The 17,957-nt window shown below is 70.1% G+C and carries 16 protein-coding genes; 15 read left to right on the top strand and 1 reads right to left on the bottom strand.

Annotated elements, in window-relative coordinates:
• Positions 1-60: 60 nt before the first annotated feature.
• Positions 61-780, bottom strand: a complete 720-nt coding sequence (locus ACWIGI_RS29940) for a GntR family transcriptional regulator (RefSeq protein ID WP_454205947.1) — start codon at positions 778-780, stop codon at positions 61-63.
• 116 nt (positions 781-896) lie between these two features.
• Between ACWIGI_RS29940 and ACWIGI_RS29935 the strand changes: the two genes are divergently transcribed.
• The 15 genes from ACWIGI_RS29935 to rplS all read left to right on the top strand — a co-directional run bounded on the left by ACWIGI_RS29935 (position 897) and on the right by rplS (position 17,827).
• Entirely contained in the window at positions 897-2,732 is a 1,836-nt protein-coding gene (locus ACWIGI_RS29935; RefSeq protein WP_454205945.1) for an ATP-binding cassette domain-containing protein, read from the top strand.
• Between the two features lie 611 nt (positions 2,733-3,343).
• Positions 3,344-4,342: an ABC transporter permease gene (locus ACWIGI_RS29930; RefSeq protein WP_454206114.1), complete on the top strand. Its 999-nt coding sequence runs from the start codon at positions 3,344-3,346 to the stop codon at positions 4,340-4,342.
• On the top strand, positions 4,339-5,259 hold the full coding sequence (locus tag ACWIGI_RS29925) for an ABC transporter permease (protein ID WP_454205943.1): 921 nt from the start codon (positions 4,339-4,341) through the stop codon (positions 5,257-5,259). Before ACWIGI_RS29930 ends, ACWIGI_RS29925 begins: the two co-directional genes overlap by 4 nt.
• On the top strand, positions 5,256-6,227 hold the full coding sequence (locus ACWIGI_RS29920; protein WP_454205941.1) for an ornithine cyclodeaminase family protein: 972 nt from the start codon (positions 5,256-5,258) through the stop codon (positions 6,225-6,227). The genes ACWIGI_RS29925 and ACWIGI_RS29920 overlap by 4 nt, the downstream gene beginning before the upstream one ends.
• Before the next feature lie 42 nt (positions 6,228-6,269).
• Positions 6,270-7,247 (top strand): BMP family ABC transporter substrate-binding protein, encoded by a 978-nt coding sequence (locus ACWIGI_RS29915; RefSeq protein WP_454205939.1) that lies wholly within the window; start codon positions 6,270-6,272, stop codon positions 7,245-7,247.
• 245 nt (positions 7,248-7,492) lie between these two features.
• Positions 7,493-8,593 carry an amidohydrolase family protein gene (locus ACWIGI_RS29910; protein WP_454205937.1) on the top strand — a complete coding sequence of 367 codons (1,101 nt, stop codon included), beginning with the start codon at positions 7,493-7,495 and terminating at the stop codon, positions 8,591-8,593.
• 222 nt (positions 8,594-8,815) lie between these two features.
• Positions 8,816-9,394 (top strand): Uma2 family endonuclease, encoded by a 579-nt coding sequence (locus tag ACWIGI_RS29905; RefSeq protein ID WP_454205935.1) that lies wholly within the window; start codon positions 8,816-8,818, stop codon positions 9,392-9,394.
• A 524-nt stretch (positions 9,395-9,918) separates the two neighbouring features.
• Positions 9,919-10,365, top strand: a complete 447-nt coding sequence (gene rpsP / locus ACWIGI_RS29900) for a 30S ribosomal protein S16 (RefSeq protein WP_454205933.1) — start codon at positions 9,919-9,921, stop codon at positions 10,363-10,365.
• Positions 10,365-10,607 (top strand): RNA-binding protein, encoded by a 243-nt coding sequence (locus ACWIGI_RS29895; RefSeq protein WP_354987403.1) that lies wholly within the window; start codon positions 10,365-10,367, stop codon positions 10,605-10,607. Before rpsP ends, ACWIGI_RS29895 begins: the two co-directional genes overlap by 1 nt.
• On the top strand, positions 10,608-11,144 hold the full coding sequence (gene rimM, locus ACWIGI_RS29890; RefSeq protein ID WP_454205931.1) for a ribosome maturation factor RimM: 537 nt from the start codon (positions 10,608-10,610) through the stop codon (positions 11,142-11,144).
• Positions 11,145-11,146: 2 nt separating this feature from the next.
• Positions 11,147-11,836 (top strand): tRNA (guanosine(37)-N1)-methyltransferase TrmD, encoded by a 690-nt coding sequence (gene trmD, locus ACWIGI_RS29885; RefSeq protein ID WP_454205929.1) that lies wholly within the window; start codon positions 11,147-11,149, stop codon positions 11,834-11,836.
• Between the two features lie 285 nt (positions 11,837-12,121).
• Positions 12,122-14,473, top strand: a complete 2,352-nt coding sequence (locus ACWIGI_RS29880) for a Tex family protein (RefSeq protein ID WP_454205927.1) — start codon at positions 12,122-12,124, stop codon at positions 14,471-14,473.
• 278 nt (positions 14,474-14,751) lie between these two features.
• A complete protein-coding gene (locus ACWIGI_RS29875) occupies positions 14,752-15,618 on the top strand; it encodes a hypothetical protein (protein WP_454205925.1) in 867 nt (288 codons plus the stop codon).
• Complete coding sequence (locus ACWIGI_RS29870) at positions 15,615-17,309, top strand: alpha-keto acid decarboxylase family protein (RefSeq protein WP_454205923.1); 1,695 nt, start codon at positions 15,615-15,617, stop codon at positions 17,307-17,309. Before ACWIGI_RS29875 ends, ACWIGI_RS29870 begins: the two co-directional genes overlap by 4 nt.
• 176 nt (positions 17,310-17,485) lie before the next feature.
• On the top strand, positions 17,486-17,827 hold the full coding sequence (gene rplS / locus ACWIGI_RS29865) for a 50S ribosomal protein L19 (protein WP_354987409.1): 342 nt from the start codon (positions 17,486-17,488) through the stop codon (positions 17,825-17,827).
• The last annotated feature ends 130 nt before the right edge of the window (positions 17,828-17,957 follow it).

Genomic DNA, 17,957 nt, shown 5'->3' with positions numbered 1-17,957 from the left:
CTCTGAATCGACCTCCGGCCCCGTCGAAATCGACGGGGCCGGGGGTGTTTTCGCGATCGGTCAGGTCGCCGTCGACGTCGGTTCCGGGCGGCGTCGGCGGCGGGCGCGGGCTATCTGTTCGGGATCCATCTCCGACTGGGACCAGGCCGCGGCGTACGCCAGGCTCGGGGCGCGGCCGGCGGCTATGTGGGCGAAGGCGCTGGCGGCGGCGCCCGGGCCGTCGCCGGCGGCTATGCGGTCGTAGAGGGCTCGGTGTTCGGAGCATTGTTCGGCGGCATCGCGATCGGCGGTCAGGCGGAAGAGCCACTCGGTGCGGGCGGCCAGGGGGCGCATCTGGGAACTGAGCAGGGGATTGCCCGCCAACTCGATGATTTCGGCGTGGAAGGCGGCGTTGGCGGGGGCTATGCGTTGCGGATCGCGGGCGTGGGTGGCCGAAACCGCCTCGGCGAGACTGGCTTCCAGGGGGCCGATCGTGGCGGGGGTGGCGTTCTCGGCGGCCAGGCGGGCGGCCAGGGACTCCAGGACCTCGCGGACATCGAAGAGGTGATTCACGTCGGCGGGGGTGAAAGGCGCTACCAGCGCGCCCTTTCCGGGCACGAGCAGGACCAGGCCCTCCGCGGCCAGCATGCGCAGCGCCTCGCGCAGCGGAATGCGCGACACCTCGAGCTCGGTGGCGAGATCGCGCTCCACCAGGCGCTGGCCCGGGCGCAGTTCGACGCCGACGATGCGCGCCTTGATCGACTCGTAGGCGCGGTGGCGTAGAGAACCTGGTTCCGTCACAACTCTCCACAGTATCGGGGCGCGGGGCGGGTTTTCCGGACCGAAACATGCGCGGAACGTTCATGCCACACCTGGGACCGACAGTTAACGGTATACCACTAACTGGAGGTTCGATCGTGGACACGGCCCTGCGGCTGACCGGCGTCAGCAAGAGTTTCGGTGCGGTGCGCGCGCTCTCGGACATCGATCTCACGGTCGCGCTCGGCGAGGTGCACTGCGTGCTCGGGGAGAACGGCGCCGGGAAATCGACGCTCTGCAATCTCGTCTACGGCGGCGCGGCCCCGGACACCGGCGAGCTGCTGCTGTTCGGCGAGCCCTACCGCCCGCGCCGCCCCGCCGACGCGCTGCGGCACGGAATCGCCATGGTGCACCAGCATTTCAGCCTGATACCCACCCTCACCGTCGGCGAGAACCTCCTGCTGGGCGGGGGCTCGCGCCTACGGTTGGCCCGCCGCGAACTCGCCGACCGCCTCGCCCGTATCGAAGCCGAATTCGGTCTGCGAGTGGCCCTCTCCGCCCGCGCGGAGGAACTCTCGGTCGGCGAGCGCCAGCAGGTCGAGATCGTGAAATGCCTGCTGCGCGAACCCCGCCTGGTTCTGCTCGACGAACCCACCGCCGTACTGGGCCCCACCGAGGTCGAGTCCCTCCTGGCCACCTGCCGCCGTATCGCCGACTCCGGCCGCGCGGTCGTCCTGGTCACCCACAAACTCGGCGAGATCGAGCAGGCCGGTGACTCGGCCACCGTCCTGCGCGGCGGGCGCGTAGCGGGATCCGGGCCGCTGAACTCCTTCAGCCGCGGTGAGTTGGTCGAGCTCATGGTCGGCCGCTCGCTCGCCGACCTGGATCAGACTCTGCTCACGGGCGTGGTGGTAGCGGACGCGATCCCGGATCGGGGCGACGACGGCGCGGGGGCGTCCGTCACGGCGACCGTCGATGCTGCGGCCGAACTCGGGGAAGCCGACCCCGCCGCGCGGGCCGGGATGGTTACCTACGCCGGGGCGAACAGCGGCGATCCGGACCGGGCCACCGGGCGCGATGTGCCCGGGCACTTCCGTCCGAGTTCGGCGCCGCCCGGTGGAGAGCCCGGTGTGGCTGGGCCCGCGGCCGATGTCGCCCCGGTGTCCGGCGGGGCGGCTACCGAGCTCCGCCCCGCTGCGCCGGCACCTGAGACTGATCGGCGCACAGCCGATTCCGCCGCCACGCCGCCGGTGCTTCGCACCATCGGCCTGCGCCTGACACGCCCCGACGGCGCCGCCGCCCTGGACGGCATCGAGTTGGAGTTGCGGCCGGGCGAGATCACCGGCATCGCGGGCGTGGAGGGCAACGGTCAGAGCGAACTGGTCGCGGTCCTGAGCGGTGCCCGCCGCCCCGACGCGGGGCAATTCCTGCTGGGTGCAACCGATCTCACGCACGCCACCCCCGCCGCCCGGACCGCGCAGGGCCTGGGCGTGATCCCCGAGGACCGCCACCACGAGGGCTGTGTCCCCGCGATGACCGTCGCCGAGAACCTCACCCTCGGCCGCCTCACCGAATTCCGCCGCTACGGTCTGCTCGACCGCAAAGCCATGGACGCCAACGCGACCCGTGCGATTGCCCACCACCGCATCAAAGCCTCCGGCCCGCGCGCGCCCATGCGCACCTTGTCCGGCGGCAACCAGCAAAAAGTTGTGGTCGCAAGGGAATTGGCTCTCCCCGGCCTCCGCTGTCTCATCGCAGCCCAACCCACCCGCGGCCTGGACCTCGGCGCGGTGGACGCCGTCCTCACCCTTCTGCGCGAAGCCGCGGCGGCGGGCACCGCGGTCCTGCTCGTATCCCACGAACTCCCCGAACTCCTGACCCTCTGCGACCGGATCCTGGTCGCCTACCGCGGCCGCCTCCTCGGCCCGGTGGCCCCCACCGATCCCGCCGCCCGAGAGAAGATCGCCCACCTCATGCTCGGAACAGCCGCATGACCGCCGACGCCCGTAAGGGCTCGCCGGCTCGCCCGCCTCGCGCAGGGGACGAGGCTCACGGTGCCGAGTCACACGGTCTCAACTCGGAGCCGCCGATCTCGATGCGGCGCGCGGGACATACCGACGTGGCCGCACCTGCCGATGCGCGGACCGACGCACCCGCCGACGCTCACGGTGCCGAGTCACACGGTCGCAACTCGGAGCCGCCGATCTCGATGCGGCGCGCGGGACATACCGACCTGGCCGCACCTGTCGACGCGCGGACCGACGCACCCGCCGAGATCTCGGGAAGCGCGGTTCTTCCGCTCGTGGCCCAGGATGCCGAGGGGGCGGGGAACACGCGAGGTTCCGGGCCGGTTCCCGCTGCCTCGGGCGACGGGCCCACGCGGAAGACCGGACCCGCCACCGAATTCGGGCCCGAGATGCCGGACGTGGCGTCTCGCGACAGCGAATCTGCCACCGGTGTCGTGCCCCTGGCGGCCGACGCGGCCGAGGATGCCCGCACGCCGGGTACGCCGGACGGCCGGTCGGTCGTGGCCAGGCTCCGCAAGACGGCGAAACTTGTTCCCGCACCGAACCTCACACGTGATCTCGCCGTCTACGGCGGCGCGGTGGCGGCCGCACTGGCCGTCGGCCTGGCGCTCGTACTCGGCGGAGGCGCGTCGCCCGCCGCCGCCGCGGATGCCCTGTGGGAGGGGATGTTCGGGACCCCGTACGCGTTCGGCAGCGCGCTGAACATGGCGGCGGTGCTGGCGTTGATCGGCACCGGGTTCACGGTCGCGCACCGGGCCGGGCTGGTCAACGTGGGCGGGGAGGGCCAGCTCGCGCTCGGGGGGATCGCGGCCGCCGCCGTCGGGTTGTGGCTGCCCGCCGGAGCGCCCGCGGCCGTGGGGGTTCCGCTCGTGCTGGCGGCCGGATTCGTGGCGGGCGCGGCGTGGGCGGGCATCGCGGCCGGGCTGCGGGTGCGGCGGGGGACCAGCGAGGTGATCACCACCCTGCTGCTGAACTTCGTCGGACTAGGGCTGGTCACGCTCGTCGTGCACGAGGCCGGACTGCTGCGCCAGCCGATCACTTCGTCGGAAACCCTGCCGCAGTCCGCGCCGCTGCCGGAGGGCGCGCGACTGCCGCTCCTGGGCATCGAGGGCTCGCCCGCCACCATCGCGGTCGTGGTGGCGGTGGTCGCCGCCGTGATCACCGCGATCGTGTTGCGGCGCACCGCGACCGGCACCCGGCTCACCGCCGTCGGGCAGTCAGAAGCCGCGTCGGCCCGGCTCGGGATCGGCGTGCACCGGCTGCGGTTCAGCGCGCTCGCGGTGGCGGGCGGGCTGGCCGGGGTGGCCGGGGCGGGCCTGGTCGCGACCGTTCCCTACGTGCTCGCCGAGCATTTCACCTCCGGGTACGGGTTCGCGGGCCTGGTGGTCGGGCTGCTCGCGCGCGGCTCGCTGACCGCGGTCGCCGGAATCTCGCTGGTGTTCGGACTGCTCGCCTCCGGCGGCATCAATCTGCAACTGGCGGCGTCGGTTCCGGCCTCCTCGATCCAGGTGGTGCAGAGCGTGCTGATCATCTTCGTCGCCGGTGCGGTGCTGTTGCGTAAGGAGAACAGACGATGAGCGCCATCGGAGAACTGCTCGACGGCGGTGTGCGACTGGCGATTCCGCTCGCGGTCGCCTCGGCCGGCGAGCTCGTCAGCGAACGCGCGGGCGTGCTGAACCTCAGCGTCGACGGCATGATGCTGACCGGCGCCTTCGCGGGCGCGGTCGGCGCGCACAGCTCCGGCAGCGCGCTCGTCGGGGTGCTCTGCGCCCTGGTGGCCGCCCTGCTGGTCGCGGTCATCCAGGCGGTGCTGAGCGTGGCGTTGCGGGCCGACCAGATCGTCACCGGCATCGCCGCCAACGCCCTGGCGCTCGGCGCCACGACCTACGGCGCGCGCCTGTATTTCACCGAGGGACGGGCGGTTCCGGGTTTCGACCGGCTCGCCATCCCTCTCCTCAGCGATATCCCGGTGATCGGCCGCGCCCTGTTCGCGCAGACCGCGCTCGGCTACCTGGCCATCGCGCTCGCGGTCCCGCTGGCCGTGGTGTTCTCGCACCGCACCGGCTGGGGCCTGGCGATCAGCGCCATCGGCGAGGACGCGCTCACCGCCGACCGATCCGGCTTGCCCGTCAAGGCTTTTCGCTACGCGGTCATCCTCGTCACCGGCATCGCCTCGGGTCTGGCCGGTGCGCACCTGGCGCTGGCCGACGTGCACGCCTTCACCGACAACATCACCGCCGGCGCCGGGTACCTCGCCGTGGTCGCGGTGATCGCCGGCAAATGGCGGCCCTGGCCGACCCTGCTGGCCTGCCTGCTCTTCGGCATCGCCCAGGCGCTGCAGTTCGCCGCGCCCGCGCTCGGCATTCACGTGCCGACGGCGGTCCTGGTCATGTCGCCCTATCTGCTCGCGGTGCTGGCGGTCAGCGGTCTGGTCGGCGCGAGCCGCGCCCCCGCCGCCCTCACCCAGCCCTTCCTCCGAGAGGCCAAAGCATGACCCTGATCCTGACGCGCTCCGACGTGCTCGCGATGATCACGCTGCCCGAGGTCATCGCCGCGGTACGCACCGCACACGCGGAACTGGCGCGCGGCGAGGCCGTGCTGCCCGCGCCGCCGGCCATGCGACTGCCCGGCTCCGATGCCGCCTTCCTGGTCATGGCGGCCGCGTCCCGCAGCGCCGGGATGGCGGCGGTGAAACTGCTCGCCGACGTCCCCGCCAACCGGGATCACGCACTGCCGGTGCAGCGTTCGGCGATTCTGGCGGTGAACACCGCGGACGGCGCCTGCGCGGCGCTGATCGACGGCGGCGCGGTCACCCGGTTCCGCACCGCCGCCGCGTCCGCGGTGGCGACGAAACTGCTCGCGCGCCCCGAGAGTCGCGTGCTCGGACTGATCGGCGCCGGCGCGCTGGCCCGCACCCACGTCGAGGCGCTGACCGCGGTGCTGCCGTTCGAGCGCGTCGTGGTGTGGAGCCGCACCGGTGCCACCGCCAAGGCTTTCGCGGCCGAGACGGGAGCCGAGGTAGCAGGTTCCCCGGCGGAGGTGGTGGCCGAGGCCGATGTGCTGTGCACCCTCACGCCCTCGAAAGACCCCGTGGTGCAGGGTGAATGGTTCCATCCCGGCTTGCATGTCAATGCCGTCGGGGCCCCGCCGCGCGCGGACCATCGCGAGATCGACAGCGAGGGTATGCGCCGTGCCCGCGTGGTGGTCGACAGCCGACTGTCCACGCTGCACGAATCCGGGGACGCGCTGATTCCGTTGCGCGCGGGCGTCTTCGGGCCCGACCACGTCGGGGACGAGCTCGGCGAGGTGCTCATCGGCGCGAAACCCGGCCGCACCGATCCCGCGCAGATCACCCTGTTCAACTCCCTCGGCGTGGGCCTGCAGGACCTGGCCGCCGCCCGCCTCCTCGTCGATATCGCCCGCCGCCGCGGCATCGGCACCGACATCGACCTCGCCGCATGACGAACCGCCCCGCCCGTATCTCAACCCCTCGAAGGAAGAACCATGAAGAAGATCGCTGTCGCCCTGCTGACCCTGGCCGTCGGCGCGTCCGTCGCCGCGTGCGGCAGTAGCGCCGAGGACACCGGCTCCAAGGTGAAAGTCGGGGTGATGTTCCCGGGATCCATCTCCGACGACGGCTTCATGCAGTCCGGGTACGAAGGCTATCAGCGACTGGAAAGCACACTGGGCGACAAGGTTTCGCTCACCAAGGTGGAGCAGGTCAGCACCGCCGACTACCAGCAGGTGCTCACCCGCCTCGCCTCGACCACCGACCTGGTCGTGTCCTTCGGCGGGCAGACCGATTCGGTGCTGCGCCAGGTCGCCCCCGCCTTCCCGAAGGTGAAGTTCGTCGAGATCGGCGGTCCCGCCGACGCGGCTCCGCTGAGCAATCTCGCCTACTACGACCCGGTCCAGGCAGACGGCGGGTTCCTCGCGGGCGCGTTCGCCGGGCTGACCACCAAGTCCGGGAAGGTCGCCTTCCTCGGCGGTATGGAACTGCCCGCGATCGTCAAGACCGCCAAGGCTTTCGAGCAGGGCGCCAAGCTCGCCAAGCCCGATGTCACCGTTCTGCCCCCGCAGTACATCGGCGACTTCAACGACGTCGCGAAGGCGAAGCAGGCCACCCAGGCCGGTATCGGCGCCGGCGCCGACGTCTTCGGCCAGCAACTCAACCTCGGCCACCAGGGTCTGGCCCAGGCCGCCAAGGAGGGCGGCGCGACGCTCGTCGGCGGGCCCCTGGTCAAGCCGTGCGGCTCCGAAGCCGCCTACGCCGCCTACGCGAAGCAGGACACCGGCGCCGAACTGGAATACGCCGTCAACGCCGTGCTGAACGACACCTTCAAGGCCGAACAGGTCCGATTCGGCATCGCCTCCGGCACCGGCGCTTCCGACCTGGTCGTCTGCACGAGCGATCCCGCCGTCACCGCCGCCATGGACAAGATCGAGAAGGACCTCGCGTCCGGCGCGGTCACCATCGGGTGACGGGTCGGGCGCCCGCCGCATCGTGACGGCGGCGCCCGGAACCCGGATTCGCCCGGGGTACGTGACGAAAGATCCACCCGAGCAAAGGAATCGGCATGCGGGTTCGTTCCTGATCGACAGGATGTGCCCGCATCGTCGTGCCGACTCGGTCCCGGCCGCAGCGGTGGCACGGGGCCGACCCGGAGCGGCGGACCCGCGGGGCCGACCCACTACGATGTGCGGAGGCCGAGACCAGGAGGTCGGACATGCGTCTGCATTTTCGCGGGGCGGTACTGCCCACCGGGGAATTCGTTGATCTGTGGGTGCACGACGGGGTGATCTCGTTCGAGCCCGTCGCGGACGCGGAGACCATTCACGCCTCGGGATGGATCGTGCCCGGCCTGGTCGACGCGCACTGCCACGTGGGGATCAAATACGGTGGCGGGCACGAGGATTCGGAAGGGGCCATCGCGCAGGCGGAGGTCGAGCGCGACGCCGGGGTGCTGCTGCTGCGTGACGCCGGGTCACCCATCGACACGCGCTTCGCCGACGAGCGGATGGATCTGCCGCGGATCGTGCGGGCGGGGCGGCACATCGCACGGCCCAAGCGGTACATCCGCGAGCTCGGGATCGATCTCGACGACGAGCGCGATCTGCCGGAGATCGTGGCCGAGCAGGCCCGGCGCGGCGACGGATGGGTGAAGATCGTCGGGGACTGGATCGACCGCGCGGTCGGCGACCTGCGGCCGCTGTGGTCCGACACCGTGCTCAAGGAGGCCATCGACGCCGCCCATCGCGAGGGCGCGCGGGTCACGGCACACGTGTTCGGCGAGGACGCGCTCCCCGGCCTGCTGAACGCGGGTATCGACTGCATCGAGCACGGCACCGGCCTCACCGACGACACCATCGATTTCATGGCCCGCCACACCGTCGCCCTGGTGCCGACCCTGATCAACATCGACACCTTCCCCGAGATCGCCGCCGGCGCGGGCAGATTCCCCGTCTACGCCGCCCACATGCGCGATCTGCACGCCCGCTCCCGCGAGACCATCGGCAAGGCGCACGAGGCCGGCGTCCCCATCTACACCGGCACCGACGCGGGCGGCTCGATCACCCACGGCCGCATAGCCGACGAGATCATCGCCCTGACCGGCGCCGGCTTCACCCCCCACGACGCCCTCGGCGCCGCCTCCTGGAACGCCCGCGCCTGGCTGAACCACCCCGCGATAGAGCCCGGTGCCCCCGCCGACTTCGTCGTCTACCAGGACGACCCCCGCGAGAACCTCGCCGTCCTGTCCACCCCCTCCTGGGTGGTCCTGCGCGGCCACGTCTACGACCGCCGCGACCCGGTGACTGCTTACCGCTGAGCGGGCCGTCGCTAAGTGGTCTCCGCCACGAGCTCGGTTCGCTCTTCTGGTCCATCGGTGGTCCCCGTTCGTGCCATGCTTGGGGGTGTACGACACCTGCGGACGAAACATCCGCAGTCTGCGAACTTGACATACAACGTCGATGAGCCAGTCTGCAGATGGAGCTGGAACCGGCGTCAATCTGTGTGATTGCTGTGGTGACACGACCGGACGGAAGTGACGATGACAGCGGAGGTTTCCACAATCCACCCCCTCGGCCCGATGACGCTGGAAGACTGGCTAGCCGAAGAGCAGCCGTCCGATGGATCTCGTCTCGAGCTCATCCTGGGGTACCTCTACATGACACCTGCGCCGACCGGGTCGCATCAGCACGCTTCGCTCGAATTGGCCGTTGTCCTGCGTACCGCGCTGCGGGCGGCCGGTCGAACCGACCTGCACGTCCTGCCGGGTATTGCCGTGAAGATCAGCACGGCCTTCCGGACCGGGGTCATTCCGGATGTCGCGGTCGTCTCCGGCGGTATCGACCGGGTCAGTTACGGGCCGGATGAACTGCTGTTGGCGGTGGAGGTCTGGTCTCCGGGAAACACCCGGGAGGAGCGCGATACGAAGATCGCCGGATATGCCGCCGCGCGCGTGCCTTACCTGTGGGTGGTGGAGCTACCGGCGGGGAAGCCCGCCAAGTTCTGCGGGTACAGGCTCGGGGAAACGGCGTATCGCCAGGAGGTCTATGCCGCGGCGGGTGAGTCCGTCATCGCGCCGGCGCCGTTCCCGGTCACGGTGGACACGGCGGATCTGCGCTGACGGTGGAATCCCGCTGAGTGGTGCCCAGTGGTCCAATCTCGTGATTCCGGTCGCCTCGAGAGTGTGAATGGGTCATGCTTCACACGTTCTGGAGTTCGACCCGATGAGGAGACCTGCTGTGGGTTCCGTGGAGACCGTGATCGCCGGTCTGATCGCTAGCATTGCCGCCAAGATGTTCCTCGGCAGTGTCGATTCGCTCAGCTCGTCGATCAGCGCCCGATAGCGCGCCCGACCGACCGACGGCCCGCCCGGTAGTCTTCGGACCCGGCGGGCCGAGTCGTTTTCGGGGGAGGCCCGCGGTACCGATGACAGGTGCGCGGAGGGCGATTTCTCGGGTTCGGGGCGGGTCTGGCAGAATGGCCCCTCGTCCTCATCGAGGAAAAGTGCAGCCCGTCTCCGGATACGTTCCGCGCGGCGGTCACACACTCAACGCAAAACCGGGCCCACCCCGTGTGGGCTGCTGAATTGCGGCCGTGACCACTCAGATCGCCCTCAGCGGCGGTCGCCACCGAAAGGCACAGCTAATGGCTGTTCGCATCAAGCTGACCCGCATGGGCAAGATCCGCAACCCGCAGTACCGCATCGTCGTCGCCGACGCGCGTACCCGCCGCGATGGCCGCGCCATCGAGTCCATCGGCATCTACCAGCCGAAGGAAGAGCCCTCGCTCATCGAGATCGATTCCGAGCGCGCCCAGTACTGGCTGGGTGTCGGCGCGCAGCCGACCGAGCCCGTGCAGCGCCTGCTGGAGATCACCGGCGACTGGCAGAAGTTCAAGGGCCTGCCGGGCGCCGAGGGCACCCTCAAGACCAAGGCCGCCAAGCCGTCCAAGCTGGACCTGTTCAACGCCGCGCTGGCCGCCGCCGACAGCGAGCCCACCGCCGAGGCCGTCACCCCGAAGAAGAAGGCCGCCAAGAAGGAAGAGGCCGCCGAGGCCGCTTCCGAGGCTGCCGAGACCCCGGCCGCCGAGTAATGACGGCCGTCGTCGCCGATGCCGTCGAACACCTCGTTCGCGGCATCGTCGCCAATCCGGATGACGTCAGCGTCGAACTGATCACCAGTCGTCGTGGCCGGACCGTCGAGGTGCACGTGCATCCCGACGATCTGGGCAAGGTGATCGGCCGGGGCGGTCGCACCGCCACCGCGCTGCGCACGCTCGTCGCCGGTATCGGCGGTAAGGGCATTCGCGTCGACGTGGTCGACACGGATCAATAGATGGAACTCGTCGTCGGGCGGGTCGCCAAGTCGCACGGTGTGCGCGGCGAACTCGTCGTAGAGGTCCGCACCGACGAGCCCGATCTGCGTTTCGCGCCCGGCGCCACCCTCGTGGGGCGGCTGCCGCGCGCGAAGCAGACGCAGAAGTACGTAGTGGAGTCGGCCCGGGAGCACTCGGGCCGGCTTCTCGTGCGTCTGGAGGGGCTCGTCCAGCGTGAAGCCGCGGATGCGTTGCGCGGCATGCTCTTCGTGATCGACTCCGCCGATCTGCCGCCCTCGGCGGATCCGGACGAGTACTACGACCACGAACTCGAAGGCCTCACCGTGCAACTGGGTGACGGCACCGTCGTGGGCACGGTGAAGGAAGTCCTGCATTCGGCTGCGGGAGAACTGCTTTCGATCAAGGCGTCGGAAGGTTTCCCCCCGGCGGGCCGAGAGATCCTGGTGCCCTTCGTGACAGCGATCGTGCCCACCGTCTCGATTGCGGACCAGCTGATCGTCATCGATCCGCCCGAGGGTCTGCTGGACCCGGAGTAGCGATGCGCATCGACGTCATCACCATCTTCCCCGAATACCTCGACCCCATGCGAACGGCCTTGCTGGGCAAGGCGATCGACAAGGGCATCCTCGAGGTCGGGGTGCACGATCTGCGCGACTGGACGCACGACGTGCACAAGGCCGTGGACGACACCCCGTACGGCGGCGGCCCCGGCATGGTCATGAAACCCACCATCTGGGGCGACGCCCTGGATCAGGTGTGCCCGGACGACGCCCTGCTGGTGGTTCCCACCCCGGCGGGCGTGCCCTTCACCCAGGCCACCGCCGAACGCTGGTCGGCCGAGCAACACGTCGTATTCGCTTGCGGCCGTTACGAAGGCATCGATCAACGGGTCTTCGACGACGCCGCGAAACGGGTGCGCGTGGAAGAGGTCAGCATCGGTGACTACGTGCTGATCGGCGGCGAGGCCGCGGTGCTGGTCATGACCGAGGCGTTCGTCCGGCTCATTCCCGGCGTACTGGGCAATCAGCAGTCGCACGAACAGGATTCGTTCTCCGACGGCCTGCTCGAGGGTCCGAGCTACACGCGCCCGGTGTCCTGGCGCGGCCTGGATGTCCCGGACATTCTGCTCTCGGGCAATCACGCCAAGATCGACGCGTGGCGGCGCGAGCAGTCCCTCGAGCGCACCCGCGCCCGGCGTCCGGATCTGCTGCCGCCCACCGTCGAATAGCCGGACATTCGCTGACATCGCGCACGTCCGCTCCCGCTAATACCCGGCAGCGGGCTGTGCTCGACCATCGCTCCCGCACCGCGAGTGATCTTCGCGCGCTTCGGGTTTGCGGTTGACCGCATCCGCCACAAACCGAATGACTGCGACGTTCCGGACAGTTCGGTGCGGCACTGTTCGGGCTTGTCGCCGGACGCCGGTAGTGTCTGCGAAGTGACGACAGCCTCCGAAACCGTCAGCGCAGACAGTGTCAATGCCCCGGGCGCGGGAACCGTTCGCCTAGCCAGCGTGGGTCGGCGTATCGCCGACGAACTCGGCGTGCGGGAGGAGCAGGTGCGCGCCGCCGTCGAACTACTCGACGCCGGGTCGACCGTGCCCTTCGTGGCCCGCTACCGCAAGGAGGTCACCGGCGGCCTCGACGACGCGCAACTGCGCACCCTCGACGAGCGCCTGCACTACCTGCGCGAACTCGACGAGCGCCGCGGCTCGATCATCGAATCCATCCGTGGCCAGGGCAAACTCGACGACGCGCTGCACGCGCAGATCATGCTCGCCGACACCAAGGCCCGCCTCGAGGACATCTACCTGCCGTTCAAACCCAAGCGGCGCACCAAGGCCCAGATCGCGCGCGAAGCCGGGCACGAGCCCGTGGCCGACGCCCTGATCGGCGACCCGACCACCGATCCCGCGCAGTACGACGCCGAACAGCTCGACGGCGCCCGCGCCATCCTGGTCGAGCGTTTCGCCGAGGACGCGGACCTGGTCGGTGAACTGCGCGAACTCATGTGGAACCGGGGCCAGGTCACCTCCACCGTGCGCGCGGGCAAGGAAGAGGCCGGCGCGAAGTTCGCCGACTACTTCGAGTTCAGCGAGCCGTTCGACAAGCTCCCCTCACACCGCATCCTCGCGCTGCTGCGCGGTGAGAAGGAAGAGGTGCTCACCCTGCACCTCGAACCCGACACCGAGGAACTCGAACCCGGCGAGCGGAGCGTCTACGAGGGCCGCATCGCCCACAAGTTCGGCATCGCCGCCCAGGGCCGCGCCGCCGACACCTGGCTGCTGGACACCGTGCGCTGGGCGTGGCGCACCAAGCTCCAGGTCAGCCTGGGCATCGACACCCGGATGCGGTTGCGCCAGTCCGCCGAACGCGACGCCGTCGACGTGTTCGCCATGAACCTGCGCGACCTGCTGCTGGCCGCGCCCGCGGGCACCCGCACCACCATGGGCCTGGACCCGGGCTTCCGCACCGGCGTGAAGGTCGCCGTGGTCGACGCCACCGGCAAGGTGGTGGCCACCGAGGTCATCTACCCGCACAAGCCGCAGGGCCAGACCGAGAAGTCCCTCGCCGTGCTCGGCGCGCTGGTCGCGCGCTTCGGGGTCGAGCTCATCGCCATCGGCAACGGCACCGCCTCGCGCGAGACCGACGCCCTCGCCGCCGAACTCATCTCGCGGATCCCCGAGAACAAGCCCACCAAGATCGTGGTCTCGGAGGCGGGCGCCTCGGTGTACTCGGCCTCGGCCTACGCCTCGGCGGAACTGCCGGACATGGACGTGTCGCTGCGCGGCGCGGTCTCCATCGCCCGCCGGCTGCAGGATCCGCTGGCCGAACTGGTGAAGATCGATCCCAAGTCCATCGGCGTCGGGCAGTACCAGCACGACATCTCCGAAACCCTGCTGGCGCGTTCGCTCGGCGCGGTCGTCGAGGACGCCGTGAACGCGGTCGGCGTCGACGTGAACACCGCCTCGGTGCCGCTGCTGTCCCGGGTCTCGGGCATCACCGGCTCGGTCGCGGAGAGCATCGTCGCGCACCGCGACGCCAACGGCCCGTTCCGCAGCCGCTCCGCGCTGCTGACCGTGCCGCGCCTGGGCCCCAAGGCGTTCGAGCAGTGCGCGGGCTTCCTGCGCATCCGCAACGGCGAGGATCCGCTGGACTTCTCCTCGGTGCACCCCGAGGCGTACCCGGTCGTGCGCCGCATGCTCGACGTCAGCGGCCGCACCGTCGGCGAACTCATCGGCAACACCACCGCGCTGCGCGCGCTGCGGCCCGCCGACTTCACCGATGAGCGCTTCGGCGTTCCGACCGTCACCGACATCATCGCCGAACTCGAGAAGCCCGGCCGCGACCCGCGCCCGGAGTTCAAGACCGCCGAGTTCGCCGCCGGCATCGAGAAGGTCGCCGACCTCGAGCCCGGCATGGTTCTCGAGGGCGTGGTCACCAACGTCGCGGCCTTCGGCGCCTTCATCGACATCGGCGTGCACCAGGACGGCCTGGTCCACGTCTCGGCCATGTCCCACACCTTCGTCAAGGATCCGCGCGAGGTCGTGAAGTCCGGTGACGTGGTGAAGGTCAAGGTCATGGAGGTCGACGTCCAGCGCCAGCGCATCGGCCTGTCCCTGCGCCTGGACGACGAGCCCGGCGCCGCCAAACCCGAACGCGGCGAAGGCCGTCCGCGCGGCGGCCAGGGCAATCGGCCGTCCGGTGACCGCCAGCGTCAGGGTGGTCAGGGCGGCGGCCGCCAGGGCGGCAATCCCCGTCAGGGCAACCAGTCCGGCGGCAATCGCCAGGGCGGTGGCCGTCCGCAGCCGGCGGCCTCCGGCTCCATGGCCGACGCCCTGCGCCGCGCCGGATTCGGTAAGTAGCACCGCACCTTTCGCTGGGCGGCACCGCGATCGCGGTGCCGCCCAGCGGCGTTCCCGTCGGCGGGGTGTGGAATTCCGGCGGACGGTAGAGCGGCCCGCCGGCACGATCTGTTCGCTGCCGGGCGTTCGCCGTTCTCCCGCGGTTCGCGGCGGCGTCGTGGGTGGTTCGGGCCGGTGACGGGCGGGATTTGCTGGGGGTTTGTGGGGGAGGGGTACCGTCGGGGATCCAGCGGCGAGTGGCCGGGCGACCGGCGGGCGAGTGCGGAGGCGATACGGGTATGGCGTTTCGGCGGTGGATGGAAGACACCGTGATCGCGGACGGGCGACTGCCGCTGGCCTGCCTGCTACTCGGTTTCATCATCGGGTTCGTGCTGATCCGGATCAGCGTGCGGCTCATCCGCAAGCAGGTGCGCTGGTGGCCGGGCAACGTGCGGGCCGGGGACGTGCACATCCACCACATGGTGTTCGGTGTGATCCTCGTGCTCAGTACGGGCGCGGGCCTGATCACCATGTACGAGAGCAGCGTCGGTGTGATCAGCCTGCTCGCGGCCTTCTTCGGGGTCGGGGCGGCGCTGGTGCTCGACGAGTTCGCGCTCATCTACTACCTGCGCGACGTGTACTGGGAGGAGCAGGGGCGCACCTCGGTGGACGCGGTCTTCGTCGCGGTCGCGGTGACGGGGTTGCTGCTGATGGGTTTTCATCCGCTGTGGCTGTTGGACATCAACGACTTCCGGAGCCAGTCCAATCCGGCCGAGCGCTGGGTGATCGCGCTGTTTTCGGTGGTGAACCTGCTGCTGGCCGCCATTGTCATTGCCAAGGGCAAGATTTGGACGGGCCTGTTCGGGATGTTCTTCCCGCCGCTGCTGTTCGTGGGCGCGTTGCGGCTGAGCCGTCCGGGCGCGCCCTGGGCGCGCTGGCGCTACGGCGAACGGCCCGGGACCATGCGCCGGGCCATGCGCCGCGAGCGCCGCTATCGCCGTCCGGTGATCGCCGCCAAGATCTTCGTGCAGGATCTGGTCGCGGGGAAGCCCGATGTCGATCACGTCCGCCGCGCGGCCGAGGAAGAATTGGCGCGCACCGTGATCGCGGCGCCGCCCGCTCCGCATTCGACGCACCGATCAGTTAGCCAGAAGATTGCTGAATGACCGTTGTCGTGCCAGGGTGTGGCATGGGCTACGTTGTCGGCGATTACCTGCTCGATCGGCTCCACGAACTCGGTGTCACCGAGATCTTCGGGGTGCCGGGCGATTTCAACCTGCACTTCCTCGATCACGTCGTCGCACACCCCGGCCTGCGCTGGGTCGGCAGCGCCAATGAGCTCAACGCCGGATACGCCGCCGACGGCTACGCCCGCCTGCGCGGCATCGGAGCCGTCGTCACCACCTACGGCGTCGGCGAACTCAGCGCGGTCAACGCCATCGCGGGCAGCTATGCCGAACACGTGCCCGTCGTCCACGTCGTCGGCGTGCCCGCCAAGGACATTCAGGCCAACCACCGCGTCATCCATCACACGCTCGGCGACGGCGACTTCCACCACTTCCGCCGCATCGCCGCCGAAGTCACCTGCGCCCAGGCCGATCTCGGCGCGGCCGACGCCTGCCAGGAGATCGACCGCGTCCTGAATTCGGTTCGCGTGCATCGCCGTCCGGGCTATCTCATGCTGTCCACCGATGTCGCGCGCCTCGAGGTCGCGCCCCCGGCCGCCCCGCTCGCGCCCGCCGCCGACTTCAGCAGCGACGGCGCGCGCCTGGCCTTCGCGCGCGCGGCCCGCGAATTCCTGGCCGACCGCCGGGTCACCGTGCTCGCCGACGTCTTCGTCGACCGCGTCGGGGCGACCGACGAACTCCGCGCGCTGCTGGCCATCGGCGAGGTGCCGCACGCCACCCTCGCCTGGGGCAAGACCGTCGTGGACGAGTCCGGGCCGCGCTTCGTCGGCGTCTACACCGGCGCCGCCTCACCCGAACCCGTGCGCGCCGCGGTGGAGGACGCCGAACGCCTGATCACCGTCGGCGTGCAGTACACCGACAGCATCACCGCCGGATTCAGCCATCGCATCGACCCGCGCCGGACCCTGGAGATCGGCCCCGAACGCAGCGTCATCGCCGGGGTCGACGCCTTCGCGCCGCTCTCGCTGCCCGCCGCGCTCGAGGTGCTCGCCGAGATCTCCGCCGACTTCGCGCCCACCCACACCGACCCCGCGCCACCGGATCCGGAACCGGCCGACACCGCCCCCGCCGAGACCCCGCTCACCCAGGCGGCCCTGTGGCCGCTCATCGCGGGGGCGCTGGGCAACAGCAATATCGTTGTCGCGGATCAGGGTTCGGCCTTCTTCGGGCTGGCCACCCTGCGCATGCCCGCGGGCATCACCTTCCTGGGCCAGCCGCTGTGGGGGTCGATCGGCTACGCCCTGCCCGCCGCCCTCGGCGCGGGCCTGGCCTGCCCGGATCGGCGGGCGGTGCTCGTCATCGGCGACGGCGCGGCCCAGCTCTCCATCCAGGAACTCGGCACCTGGATCCGCGAACGCCTGACCGGGGTCATCATCCTGGTCGACAACGGCGGCTACGCCATCGAACGCGCGATCCACGGCGCGCACGCGCCCTACAACGACATCGCCCCGTGGCGCTGGTCCGAACTGCCGCACGCGTTCGGCGGCGACGAGAATTCGGTGCTGACCCTGCGCGCGGCTACCGTGGGGGAACTCCGCGAATGCCTGGAGGTAGCCACCCAGGCCCAGGACTGCCTGGTCTTTCTCCAGGTGGTCACCGGCCCCACCGACTATCCGCCGCTGGTGTCCGACATCGCGGCCGCCCTCACGCGGGCCAATTCCCGGTCCTGAGCACCGGGTGGGGGCCGATTAACCGGCGCACCCCGCCATCTGGCATGATGCTTGGGTTGCCTAGGGCGGATCATGCGCCCGGGCACCGCCCAATTATCCGGAGCACGAACCGGTAGAGCACCTGTACCAGGTAGCCGCCAGGTTCCTCTGTTCGCGCGAATCCAATAAGGACGGAAATGAACACCCTCGACTTCGTCGACGAAAAGTCGCTGCGTAGCGATGTCCCGGACTTCCGCCCGGGTGACACGGTCAACGTGCACGTGAAGGTTATCGAAGGCAACAAGGAACGCGTCCAGGTCTTCAAGGGCGCGGTCATCCGTCGCCAGGGTGGCGGCGTTCGCGAGACCTTCACGGTCCGCAAGGTCTCCTTCGGCGTCGGCGTGGAGCGCACCTTCCCGGTGCACAGCCCCAACATCGACAAGCTCGAAGTTGTGACCCGCGGTGACGTTCGTCGCGCCAAGCTGTACTACCTGCGCGATCTGCGTGGCAAGAAGGCCAAGATCAAGGAAAAGCGCTGAGGTAGCTTTCCGCTCAGAGTCTTCGAGTAGCCCCGCCCCCCCAAATTTAAGCCGGTGGCGGGGGAAACTTGTGCCCCGGGGAGACGAGAACCAGTGCCCAGCGGGGTGCGGGGCCGGCGACCGCCAAGTG

This window comes from Nocardia sp. NPDC055321, from assembly GCF_053645575.1.
The sequence above is the reverse complement of the archived record's forward strand: the minus strand, read 5'-3'. Positions and strand labels throughout refer to the sequence as shown.